Here is a 12,354-nt window from a genome sequence, read left to right on the forward strand (position 1 = left end):
ATGAGATCCCTGGCGGCAAGTCAGCGTTTTCTGGCGGTGGTGCTGTGCGTATTGCTGCTCGCCTTTGCCGGTATTGGCACGATTCAATATCGGCAATTTCAGGATCTGCAGCGCAGCACCAGCCAGGGTGAAGATAATGTGATGTGGAACTACTTCCAGCTCTACAACGAAGCCCTGCGCTTTCAAAATTCGCTACGCCATGAGCCGCAAGCCAAATATCAACTCAGATACGATATTTTGGTGAGCCGCATGGACCTTATTCTGCAGAGCAAGGATCGCTCGCTGCTACAGCAAACCGCGATCTACCAGCAGGCCAGCACGGGGATCCGCCACTATATTGCACTGGCCGATCGCTGGCTGGGGCCGGAAGGTGCTGAACCGTTAGGGCCTGCCGCCCATCAGCAATTGCACCAGCAACTGGCGCTGTTGCTTCCCTTGTTGCATCAACTGACCCTGGAGGTGAATCAACAGGCCACCCTGTTTGACGTAGCGCGTCGTGACGATGTCAGACAGCAGATCATCACCACCACCCTGATCGCCGCCCTGCAATTTTCCCTGCTGTTCATACTGGCCTTGTTAATCTCGCGGCAGATGAATATCTCGTCGAAGCAACACAAACTGATGCAGCAGCTCAACGATAAGCTGACGCGGGCTACCCGCGAGGCAGAGGCGGGCACCCGAGCCAAAAGCAGCTTTTTGGCCAATATGAGCCATGAGATCCGCACCCCGATGAATGGCATTCTCGGGATGCTTTCTCTGCTGGCCGATCGCGATATGGCCCCCCGGGAACGGGATTACCTTGAGACAGCACGCGAGTCTGCCAACCACTTGCTCGGCCTGCTCAACGACATTCTGGATATCTCAAAACTGGAAGAAGGCAAGATAGAGCTGCAGCTCACCCCCCATCACCTGCCACAACTGCTGGAAGATATTCGCGCATTGCTACAAAGCAGCTGCAATGAAAAAGGGATCACCCTCACCCTCACCATTGCCGACGATACCCCCGAATGGTTGATGATCGACCCGCTCAGAGTACGCCAGATCCTGTTTAATCTGCTCAGTAATGCCATCAAATTCACCCATCAGGGCGCAGTCAACATCCATATTGATAGCACCAGGCTGGAGCAGGAACATTACTCCATACGGGTCGCGATCCAGGATACCGGCATTGGTATGAGCAAGTACCAGCTGCAAAACCTGTTTCAGCGATTTGCTCAGGCAGATGTGTCTATTACTCGCCAATATGGTGGCTCCGGTTTGGGCCTTGAAATATCACGCAACCTGGCACGGCTAATGGGCGGAGATATCTCGGTGGCAAGCCAAGAGGGAAAAGGCAGCCTATTTACCTATATCTGGCCAGCTCAAGCCACCACCCCCTCCATTGTCTGCCTGCCCGCCAAGCCTGCGGATCAAGAGCGCTACCGTATCTTGCTGGTGGATGATAATGCCACCAACCGCAAGGTGATCGGTGCCATGCTCGACTCGGTTGGCCATCAGGTCACCCTTGCCGTACAGGGGGCTGAAGCGCTGGAGAAACTGGCTGACGCTGACTTTGATCTGGTGCTGATGGACGTACAGATGCCCATCATGGATGGCCTGGCGGCAACCACACACATTCGGACTTCCCAGCACCCGTGGGCAACTATCCCCATAATCGCCTTAACCGCCGATGCCATGCCCGAGTCCAAGCAGTACTACTTGTCACACGGCATGAATGGCTACATCACCAAACCGATCAATAAAGAAACCCTGCTCAACGAGATCAACAGACAAGTCTCACGGGGCCTGTATCAGCGCAATCACACCCACCCTCGCCACGGATAGTGCCCAGCGTTGGGGCCAAAACCGTATGCCATGAGCAGGGGCTTAAGTGGATGGTGAATTACCATCACCTGAACCCGTCTGAATCGCCCCCACATCACTATCCCATACTGAATCGGCACACCTTGATCCTTCAGGGCAGATCCCGCGTCATAACGTAAGCTGTGGAAATCTGTATCGATGAGACGCTGGTTGCTAAACCACCATTGCTGTATCAATTTAGGTCCGGCGTGTGCGATACCAAATCACTCCACCTGTGGGAGATAGCCGCTTGTCTACTTCGAAGAGCTGGGAACAATGAATGACCTCCCGCCAACTACTACATCCATACAGCTTTGGAGATAATTCTGGCCACCGTTGACCAATGCTATAAATGGCTTCGTTTAACTGTACCCAGCCGTCCTTGGCTAAGGAATACTCTGCAAATTTCAGCTGCTGGATAATGGTGGTATTTTCCCAATTCTCGACAGGTTCACCCGGGATGATGCCGTAGAAATAGAGACTCTCTCCGACAGGTGAGTTAATAAATTCAAGCAGTCTCTTCTTACTTTCTTCAAAAGCGATCAGGAGGGATTGTAGCGTATCCCTATTGCTCTTGATGGTGCTTGCTGCAGTAGACAGATAACTGATTGCCTCTTGGCAACTGGCCTCCGAGTTCAACGTAAAGCGTGACAGGAAATGATGCACCAGCTCATTTCGCAACTCGACCAATTGTTTGAGCTTTTCGCTCATCCATTCCCCGTCTTCCAGACCAACGCTGATGCTGATGTACGCTCGGTTGTGTAGGGCATCATCAATTTCTTGCTCATCGCCCAGCGTAATTCTCTGGCTCCACTGACCAACCAAATGCCCCAGCGTCTTTCCAACTAAAAACTGGCGATAGCGTTCAATGTTGCCAACCAGCTCATCCGAAAATCCGCTCACCTTCATAGTGGGCAGGGCTGCTTTGAGCATCAATTCAAACTGCTGTAGCTGGAGGAGACATCGCCCGTACTCCAACGCAATTTGCTCTTTCAAGTCATTCAAATCAGATTGTGCCGTGTCAGGCCTATTGTGTTCCAACGGAGCTCTTCCTTGTGCTCATTAGCATCCAGCTAATAGTGGCTATTTGAGTTGAAGTACCTATTAGATGTTCATCAATGTAACGCGTTCATAGTGCAGCTTCGATAGCGGCTTGTAACTTCTCGACTGCTACCCCACACCATATCGGTCATAACTGATCGCTCCGTTGGTATGACCCAAGATCGCGGCAGCAAATTGAAGAGGAATACCTTTATCTTTCAGAATTGTCGCTACCGTATGTCTCAAACTGTGGAAATCTTTAGGCACCGGCCGGTTGCGGCTGAACCACTGCCCCCAAAGGTGGCTGTAGCCGTCTTGGCGATGGGGCAGTTCGACGAAGAGCCTTCCCCCCCCCCTCTCTTGCACAAACGCCAGGAAGCCAGCCTCCAGCACCGCCGAATGGATCGGAATGAGCCGCTTGCTGTTGTCTGTCTTGAGCTTCTGGTCGGGTCTACCAGCCTGCACTTTGATACACCAGATGTTATCCACCAGCACCACATCATCGGCATAGAGCTGGCAGATCTCGTTAGCCCGAGCCCCCGTGTAGAGCCCCAACAGGGCTATCCAGCGGCGATAGGGCTCCTGCCTTTTCGCCCATTGGATGAACCTCTGCCTCTCCTCCATCGTGTAACCACTTCTGGCCTTGGTCTCTTTGACCCGCTGTAACTTGAGCCCAGCGAAGTGGTTGATGACCCCCTCCTGATGGTTAGCCAGCTAAATAACAGGGATAGCTTCTGCAGATACTTGTTGATGGTGGCTGGGCTCTTGCCAGAGTTCAGCAACCCCTCCTTGAACTTGACCACATCAGCCTTGCTGTAGTCTGCCGCTGGCTTGTCGCCGAGTGCCTCGATAAAGGAACCGAGATAGTTTTTCTGGTTCTTTCGCTCTTTCGGTGCCCAGGAGAGGGCCTTCTCTTTCTGATAGCGGTCACACGAGACCGACAACAGCGGAGCAAGCGGTTTGGCCGCCGGAACAGCAGGCTTGATATTCGGCTGAGGTTGAGGGTTCTCTGGCTCGCTTGTGGGTTGCACAACTGGCTTAGCTTTGGAACGCACGCAGGCAAACAGCTGGGTCACCTTGTGGCGTGCACAAAGTTTGTCTCGGGTATGCAGGGATTTTTTGATCTCTTTACGACGACCACAGGGGAGCGTGGTGACTTTCCGGTAATACCAGATGCCGTGGGGGCTGAGCCAGAGATTCATCGATGAGCTCCTTGTCGTCCACACAAAGTGGATGACCAAGGGCTTTAGAAAGGTAACTTATTGAATTGCAGAAACAAGTGGTGGCCCTACCAGCCACATCCCGGCACTCGAGTCCCCCACCTTGGCTGCTACCTTCCGGTCCTGACCAGGTCGACGGGTTATCAATGCGAGAGGACCAATAGGACCACCGGCGAGGAGAATAGGCAAACTGGGCTCTCAATGCAACGGCTTTCTACCTTCCAATTGTTCGTTTGCCTTATTTTTCAACAATCTGCCGAATGAATCAGCTATACAGCATGAACTTGGCCCCCACCAGCAGCATCAACAGGGCAAATGCCTGCTTGAGTCGCTTGGGTGACAGGCGGTGTGCCAGTTTGGCGCCAATGCGGGCGAATTGGGTACTGGTCAGCACAATGCCCAGCAGGGCTGGCAGATAGATGTAGCCAACACTCCACTCGGGCAGGTCGGCATGACCCCAACCGGCATAGAGGTAGCTGAGACTGCCCGCCAGCGCGATGGGCATGCTGCACGCAGCGGACGCAGCCACCGCATTGCGCATCGGCACACTGTTCCAGGTGAGGTAGGGTACGGTCAGTGAGCCGCCACCGATGCCAAACAGTGCCGACATCCAGCCGATAAGTGTGCCAGCAATACCTGTGCCCAGCGGCCCCGGCATATGGCGCTCCGCTTTGGGCTTGAGGTTTAGCCCCATCTGCAGTGCCATGCTCCAGGCAAAGCAACCGATGATGATATTGAGGGTGCTGACACTGAGCAAATTGGCGGTCATGCCACCCAGCCAGCCCCCGATCAACATGCCAGCCCCGAGTCGGCGGATCATCACCCAGTCGACGGCGCCGGCCTCCCGATGGGCCCGCAGCGAGCTGAAACCGGTGAAGATCATGGTAGGTAGCGAGGTACCAAGGGCCAGGTGGGTGATGATGTCAGGGTCGACCCCCTGGGCGCGAAACGTCATGACCAGCACCGGCACTATGATCAGCCCGCCGCCAATGCCAAACAGCCCTGCCAGCATTCCCGCAAAAGCCCCCAGCAGGAGGTATCCCATAAACAGCATAAAAATTCCTGTCATAAACGAAAAATGGCCAAAACGGCCCGGCTACAAAACAAGATCAGCATGAAAAAAGAGATGGCCCTTGGGCCATCTCTTTGGGTGCCTGTCAGTTCAAGGGAATGGTACCGTCCATCACCTTGTAGAAGGCCAGCACGGCGCAACCGAGCAGGGCCGCCGTCATCCCCTGCTCCAGCCGGTTAAGGCCGCGCAGACCATGGTGCTGACGCGCCTTCCAGTAGATGAAGATGCCCGGGCTATAGAGCAACGCCACCAGCAGCAGATACTCGACCCCGGCAGCATAAACCAGCCAGCAGCCGTAAACGGTCGCCACCAGCGCCAGCATGAGATCCCGTTTGCGCTGATGAGGCTGACCCTCATAGGTCTCCCCTTTCAGTGCCAGTTTCAGACCATAGGCGCCAGAGAAGACATACGGCACCAGCGCCGCCGAGGTGGCGATATTGACCAATGCCAGATAGGTACTGCTCTGGAAGTAGATGATGATGAGGAACACTTGCACCAGACAGGTCGAGCACCAGAGCGACACCTGAGGTGAGCCGTTCTTGTTCTCCTTGGCAAACCAGCCCGGGAACACGCCGGTCTTGCCCGCAATGTAAGGTACTTCAGCGGCCAGCACGGTCCAGCTCAGCAAGGCGCCCATCACCGAAATGACCAGACCGATGTTGATAAGCCAGGCGCCCCAGGGGCCAACCACCGCCTCGAGGATCATGGCGGTAGAGGGGTTTTTGAGGGCGGCGAGCTGGGGCTGACTCATGACCCCCAGCGAGAACAGAGTCACCATCACGTAGAGCGCCAGCGCGCCAAGCAGCGCCAGCACGGTGGCACGGCCTACATCCTTGCGATGACGGGCACGGGCAGAGACCACCACGGCCCCCTCAATCCCGATAAAGACCCAGAGTGTCACCTTCATGGTGGACTTGACCTGATCCATCACCGAGCCCAGCTCCATATTGTTCTGGCCCCAGATATCCAGGGTGAAGGTGTCCATATTGAACGCCAGCAGCACAGCGACACAAAAGACGATGAGCGGCACCATCTTGGCGATAGTGGTGACAATATTCACCAGCGCCGCAACCTGGATCCCACGCAGCACCAGCGCATGCACCGACCAGATCAGGATCGAGGCAAGGGTAATGGCGACCGGGGTATTGCCATCACCAAAGATGACGTTATCCGGTGTATCAAAGAAGTAGCTCAGGGCACTGAACACCACGATGGCGTAGGAGACGTTGGCCAGCAGTTGGCAAAGCCAGTAACCCCATGCTGCGTTGAAACCGATAAAATCGCCGAAACCGGCTTTGGCATAGCTGAAGATACCGCCATCGAGATCAGGGCGGCGCATGGAGAGGTTCTGATAAACCAGCGCGAGACAGATCATGCCAAGACCGGTGATGGCCCAACCCAGGGCGACAGCCCCGGCACTGGCATGAGCAGCAATGTTTTGTGGCAGACTGAAGACCCCGGCGCCGACCATGGAGCCGACCACCAGCGAAATGAGGGCGCCAAGCCCTAGTTTCTTATCCATCTCAATCCTGTCTACTTAGGCGGCGGCAGAGCATCCGTATTCATACTGCGCGCAATATGGGCGGGGGTAGAAATCCAGACCCCGTGAAAAAGGCGGCAACTATATTGCATGACTATTCCGACCGCAATCCCTCGACCCGTCAATCATGCACAGCCTTGACCGCGCGCAATTCTACAGCACTGATCCAGATGGCCTGTGAGCTGGCTCAAATTAACCAAGACTTCTTGATATTTATCAGTTTCTGCTGTGCGGGACTAACTCGGATGAACCCCATGCATCCTCATGCAGCTTGCTGTTGTATAAATAATCTGCATAAAAAAGCCCCGGTGGAAACACCGGGGCTCATTGTGTAAAGCGCTATAAACGCAAACCGCCATCCAGTTCTATCATCCGGCCCGACAGATAGTCGTTGGAAAAAATAAAGCTGACCGTATCGGCCAGTTGCTGCGCCTCGCCAAGGGTGCCGACCGGAATGGCCTGCTGCATCCGCGCCATCGCCTCCGGCTTCATCGCCGCCGTCATGTCGGTGGCAAACACCCCGGGGGCGATCCCCATCACCCGAATACCGTGGCGCGCCAGCTCCCGCGCCCAGGTCACCACCAGCGAGGCCACCCCCGCCTTACTGGCGGCATAGTTGCTCTGGCCAATATTGCCAGCGCGGGCAATGGAGGAGATGTTGATGATAACGCCCCCCTGCCCCCCTTGCGCCATCAGCGCCGCCCCTTCGCGACCGCAGAGGAAGGTTCCGGTGAGGTTGACGTCAATCACACTCTGCCACTGGGCCAGCGTCATCTTCTCCACCAGCTCGCCCTCTTTCACTTTGATCAGCATGCCGTCTCGCAAAATGCCGGCGCAGTTGATGAGGCCATGCAGCACGCCAAAGCGCCCCTTGATGGCGGCAAACGCGGCTTCAACCTCGACTTCGCTCGCCACATTGCAGACAAACAGCTCGCACTGGCTATCTTGATCGCACGGATCATTCTGGCTGCGCACCATGGCGGCGGTCGCCTCCAGATCGGCGCGATTGATGTCGAGCAGCGCCAAGGTCGCACCCTGTGCACCAAGGGCAAGGGCGATGGCTCGCCCCAACCCTCGTCCGGCGCCGGTAATAACGATGACCTTATCTTTGATATCCATCAATGCTCCTTGTAGCAGGCAGATGGGAGATGCCTCGAAGAGAGGTGGCCCGTCAGGCGGGATCCTGTGTATCCAGATAGAGTTCGACGATGCTGGAGAAATCCCGGCTCCCCTGCCCCTGGGCAGCATGCAGGTTGAACAGGTTGCGAGCCAACGCCCCCATGGGCACCGCGCTGTGGCCATGCTCGGCCAGCGCCATGGCCAGCCCCAAATCTTTCACCATCAGGCGAGTCATAAAGCCCCCCTGATAGTTACGGGCGGCAGGCACATTCTCCATCACCCCGGGCCAGGGGTTGTAGCGCTCCAGACTCCAGTTGTTGCCGGAGCTCTTGCCCATGATGGTGGAGAGCACGGCGGGATCCAGCCCCTCCTTCACCCCGAGCGCCAGCGCCTCAGCGGTGCCCGCCATGTGGATCGCAAGCAGCATGTTGTTGCACATCTTGGCGATCTGCCCCGCCCCCAGCGCCCCTGCGTGAAACAGGTTCTGCCCCATGCTGGCGAGCAGGGGTTTCGCCGCCTCGAAATCCGCCCCGTCGCCGCCGACGATAAAGGTGAGCGTCCCGGCTGCCGCGCCAGCGACACCACCCGACACGGGGGCATCGATAAAGCGCAAACCGCGTGCGCGCGCCGCCGCGCCGACCTGACGGGCCGAGTCGACATCGATGGTGGAACAGTCGATCACCAGTGCGCCAACCGGCAGGGCTGCCAGCAGATCCTGCCCGCCCCGCTCACCATCGCTCTCGCCCAACCAGAGGGAGCGCACATGCTCACCAGCAGGCAACATGCTGATGACGACATCACAGCCGGTCACCGCCTCGCGGGCATCCCCCGCAGCGATGCAACCAGCCGCGATGGCTCGCTCGACACTTTGCGCAACCAGATCAAACACCTGCACCCTGTGCCCAGCTCTGGCCAGATTGGCCGCCATGGGGCCACCCATGTTGCCGAGCCCGATAAATCCTATCCTTGTCATCCCGCTTGCTCCTTGCGTTGCTGATGGCGGCGTGCGCCGGTTCTACCCCTTATAGGCCAACGGATTACTCCCCTGCGGCCAGCGATAAAACTCGTCCAGCCACTCCCCCTCCGGGGGCAACTGCTGCCAGCGGGGATCTTTATCCTTGTCGATCAGCAGTGCCCGCACCCCTTCCACAAAATCCCCCTTGAGCACGCAGTTGACCGAGAGGGTCAGCTCATCGGCAAATACCTCGGCCAGGGAGTGGCGGCGAGCCTGCCAATACTGGCGCCACAAAATGGCGCGGCTGATGGGACTACCGGTGCGGCAAATCTCCTGCGCCTGCTGGAGCACCGCCTCCTGTTCATTGAAATCGGCGCTGAACAGCCGCGCCAATACCCCTTGCAGCGTGCGGCCCGCTAGCAAGGCATCGATTTTCTGTTGATGGGGCAACAGCACTGGCGCAGGCAAGCGGGCCGCCACCTCACCATGCAACCCCCTGAGCAGCAGATCGATCTGCTCACAGGGATCACCACTGGCAGCCCAGTCGAGCACGGCGAGGCGTGACAACAGCGCACTGCGCTCGTCACTGGCGATGGCGTGATCCGCCAACCCAACCCCAAGGGCATCGGCGCCATTGAAGCGGGCGCCAGTCAGACCAAGCCAGAGCCCGAGTCGCCCCGGCATCCGGCTTAAAAACCAGCTCGCCCCCACATCGGGGTAGAGGCCGATGGTCACCTCCGGCATGGCGAACAGGCTCTTCTCGGTCACCACCCGAAAATCGGCACCGGCAAACAGGCCAATACCGCCCCCCATGCAGATACCGTCCGCCACGCAGATCAGGGGCTTGCGGTAAGAGTGGATGTGGTGGTCGAGCCGGTACTCTTGCTCGAAAAAGTCGCGGGCATAGCCAAACAGTTCCGCCTCGCTCGCCTCCTGCTTGCGGTAATAGAAGGAGCGGATATCGCCACCGGCACAAAATGCCTTCTCACCCGCCCCCTGCAACAGCACACAGACGATGGCGGGATCCTGCTCCCAACGGGTCAACGTCTGTTGCAGGATCTGGATCATCGGCAGGCTCAATGCGTTGAGAGACGCAGGGCTGTCGAGGGTCAACACCCCGATCTGATGGCCATCTTCGGTGGGATGGCTGCTAACCTTGACCGGCTCACTCATAAACGGCTCCGTATGGATTTATTCTGTTGGGCCATATTGCCAGCGTGGTGAGCGTTTCTCCAGAAAGGCGGCCACCCCTTCACGCTGGTTGGCATCGGTAAAGAGATCGAGGAACAGCGCCCGCTCAAGGGGCAAGGCGGCATCACGCGGGCCGCTGCGACCCTGATTAATAAGGGTTTTGCAGGCACGCAGGGCGCTCGGGCTCTGGCGAGCCACCAGCTGCGCCATCTGGTGCGCAGCCTCCCACGCCTGACCGGTTTTTACCACCTCCTCCACCAGCCCCATCTCGTAGGCCAGCGAAGCACTCACTTTCTCGCCGCAGAGGATCATCCGCTTGGCCCAGCCAGGCCCCACCAGCTCGGTCAGGCGCTGGGTACCTCCTGCACAGGGGAGCAAGCCCACCGATGCCTCCGGCAGTCCCAGCAGCGCCTGCTGCTCGGCGATGCGGATATCACAGGCCAGCGCAACTTCCAGCCCGCCCCCCATGGCATAGCCATTGATGGCGGCGATACTGACCCCGTGAAAACGGGCCAACGCCTCGAAGGCCTTGCCAAAGGCGTCGACCACCTGGCGAGCCAGCTCGACATCCCCCTCGACAAACATATTGAGGTCGGCACCGGCGCAGAAAAATTTGTCGCCCGCACCGCGGATCACCAGCGCCACCACATCGGGGCGACTATCGAGCTCCACCATCATCTGCAAAAAGGCTTGCAGGCTGGCGAGGGTCCAGGTGTTGGCAGGGGGATGGTCGAGGGTGATATAGGCAACGTGGCCATGGTATTCGAGTCTGATCCTTGTCATAACATTGTCCTTGTCGATGAAGCTGCAGCCATGATGACAGGCTTGAATGACACCAACCTGTGGCTGGCTCACAAAGCCGAAACCAGCATGGCATGGCGCAAATCGGGTGGCAGGCCACATACCCTTGATGCGACCACCGGTTAGCCCAGCGACAAGCCGGGATCGGCCAGCAGGCGGCGAGCGATGATGAGTCGCATCACCTCGTTGGTGCCCTCCAGAATGCGGTGTACCCGGGTATCGCGCAGATAGCGCTCGAGCGGATACTCGCGGATATAACCATAGCCGCCAAAGAGTTGCAGAGCCTCATCGCAGACCCGATAACCCACATCGGTGGCAAAACGCTTGGCCATGGCGCACCAGGCACTCTTGTCCGGCGCCCCGCGATCCAGCTTGTCGGCGGCCTGACGCACCAGCAAACGGGCGGCAGCCAGCTCGGTGGCCATGTCGGCTAGGCGAAACTGCACGCTCTGGAATTCGCTGATCGGGCGCCCAAATTGCTGACGCTGCTGCACATAGGCCAGCGCATCATCCAGCGCCTGCTGGGCGGTGCCCACCGAACAGGTGGCGATATTGATGCGTCCCCCATCAAGGGCCTGCATGGCGAATTTGAACCCTTCCCCCTCCTCACCCAGCCGGTAGCTGGCGGGAATACGCACCCCGTTGAATACCACTTCCCGGGTCGGCTGGCTGTTCCAGCCCAGCTTCTCTTCGGGCTTGCCATAGACGATGCCCGCGCTGTCGGCCGGCACCATAAAGGCGGTGATACCACTCGCCCCTTCACCACCGGTACGGGCCATCACCACCAGCACATCGGTACTGCCCGCCCCCGAGATAAAAACCTTGGTCCCCTCTATGAGGTAGCTGTCACCCTCGCGCACCGCCCGGGTCTTGAGGGCCGCCGCATCGGAGCCTGCCCCCGGTTCGGTGAGGCAATAGGAGCCCAGTAATTCGCCGCTGGCCAGTTTGGGCACCCACTCTTCGGCGACATGAACAGGCAACCAGCTGCCCAGCATCCAGCTCACCATGTTGTGGATGGTCAGATACGCCGTGGTCGAGGTACAGCCCATGGCGAGGCGCTCGAAGATGAGACTCGCATCGAGGCGGGGCAGCCCCAATCCGCCAAACTGCTCCGGGGTATAGAGACCGCAAAAACCTAGCCCGGCCGCCTGCTTGATGGTCGGGATCGGAAACTCATGCTCCTTGTCCCAGCGCGCGGCATGGGGTTTGAGCGCCTCATCGGCAAAGGCGGCGGCCGCCTCCACATACGCCTGTTGATCATCGGTCAGGGTAAAATCCATCTTGTTGTTCGCTCCCTTGTTGCCCCGCGCTTATTGTCCCGCGCTTATTTTCCTAAGTTAGTGCTTTATGACGCGGCGCCCACACACTGGTCATTCGGATCTGCCACTATGGCGCTGTTGTCGTGGTAGCTGATGACGCTCTCACTACCCCCTCTCTATCGACACACAACAGATTAACAATTGATTTACGTTTACGCTAACGTAAACTTATGGCAGAAGTGAAGTACAAAAATGGACCGACCACTGCCAGCCGTAACGCCGAGTCAGCCGGTCGAACCAACCTTCCTACCCGA

The 12,354-nt window shown here is 57.9% G+C and carries 11 protein-coding genes and 1 other RNA gene; 1 reads left to right on the top strand and 11 read right to left on the bottom strand.

Features of this window, described 5'->3' with window-relative positions:
• Positions 1–1,824, top strand: coding sequence for a response regulator (locus tag BN1135_RS10315; RefSeq protein ID WP_042020837.1), 1,824 nt, complete (start codon positions 1–3; stop codon positions 1,822–1,824).
• Between the two features lie 216 nt (positions 1,825–2,040).
• Here the strand turns inward: BN1135_RS10315 and BN1135_RS10320 are convergent, their stop codons facing one another.
• From BN1135_RS10320 to BN1135_RS10360, 11 genes are all read right to left on the bottom strand, one after another.
• Entirely contained in the window at positions 2,041–2,883 is an 843-nt protein-coding gene (locus BN1135_RS10320; protein WP_042020839.1) for an OST-HTH/LOTUS domain-containing protein, read from the bottom strand.
• 129 nt (positions 2,884–3,012) lie between these two features.
• Entirely contained in the window at positions 3,013–3,507 is a 495-nt protein-coding gene (locus BN1135_RS22410; protein WP_223290117.1) for a site-specific integrase, read from the bottom strand.
• Positions 3,444–4,085, bottom strand: a complete 642-nt coding sequence (locus tag BN1135_RS22415) for a phage integrase N-terminal SAM-like domain-containing protein (RefSeq protein ID WP_223290118.1) — start codon at positions 4,083–4,085, stop codon at positions 3,444–3,446. The genes BN1135_RS22410 and BN1135_RS22415 overlap by 64 nt, the downstream gene beginning before the upstream one ends.
• A gap of 84 nt (positions 4,086–4,169) precedes the next feature.
• Positions 4,170–4,266: signal recognition particle sRNA small type (gene ffs / locus BN1135_RS21555), an RNA gene on the bottom strand.
• Between the two features lie 102 nt (positions 4,267–4,368).
• A complete protein-coding gene (locus tag BN1135_RS10330; RefSeq protein ID WP_042020840.1) occupies positions 4,369–5,157 on the bottom strand; it encodes a sulfite exporter TauE/SafE family protein in 789 nt (262 codons plus the stop codon).
• 103 nt (positions 5,158–5,260) lie between these two features.
• A complete protein-coding gene (gene arcD / locus BN1135_RS10335; RefSeq protein ID WP_042020842.1) occupies positions 5,261–6,697 on the bottom strand; it encodes an arginine-ornithine antiporter in 1,437 nt (478 codons plus the stop codon).
• 357 nt (positions 6,698–7,054) lie between these two features.
• Positions 7,055–7,834, bottom strand: coding sequence for an SDR family oxidoreductase (locus BN1135_RS10340; RefSeq protein ID WP_042020844.1), 780 nt, complete (start codon positions 7,832–7,834; stop codon positions 7,055–7,057).
• A 52-nt stretch (positions 7,835–7,886) separates the two neighbouring features.
• Positions 7,887–8,807 (bottom strand): 3-hydroxyisobutyrate dehydrogenase, encoded by a 921-nt coding sequence (mmsB, locus tag BN1135_RS10345; protein WP_042020845.1) that lies wholly within the window; start codon positions 8,805–8,807, stop codon positions 7,887–7,889.
• A gap of 42 nt (positions 8,808–8,849) precedes the next feature.
• Positions 8,850–9,962 carry an enoyl-CoA hydratase/isomerase family protein gene (locus BN1135_RS10350; RefSeq protein ID WP_042020846.1) on the bottom strand — a complete coding sequence of 371 codons (1,113 nt, stop codon included), beginning with the start codon at positions 9,960–9,962 and terminating at the stop codon, positions 8,850–8,852.
• Between the two features lie 18 nt (positions 9,963–9,980).
• Complete coding sequence (locus BN1135_RS10355) at positions 9,981–10,763, bottom strand: enoyl-CoA hydratase (RefSeq protein WP_042020902.1); 783 nt, start codon at positions 10,761–10,763, stop codon at positions 9,981–9,983.
• Positions 10,764–10,903: 140 nt separating this feature from the next.
• Complete coding sequence (locus BN1135_RS10360) at positions 10,904–12,061, bottom strand: acyl-CoA dehydrogenase family protein (protein ID WP_042020847.1); 1,158 nt, start codon at positions 12,059–12,061, stop codon at positions 10,904–10,906.
• Positions 12,062–12,354: the final 293 nt, after the last annotated feature.

It is taken from the genome of Aeromonas sobria, from assembly GCF_000820145.1.
GTDB lineage: Bacteria > Pseudomonadota > Gammaproteobacteria > Enterobacterales > Aeromonadaceae > Aeromonas > Aeromonas sobria.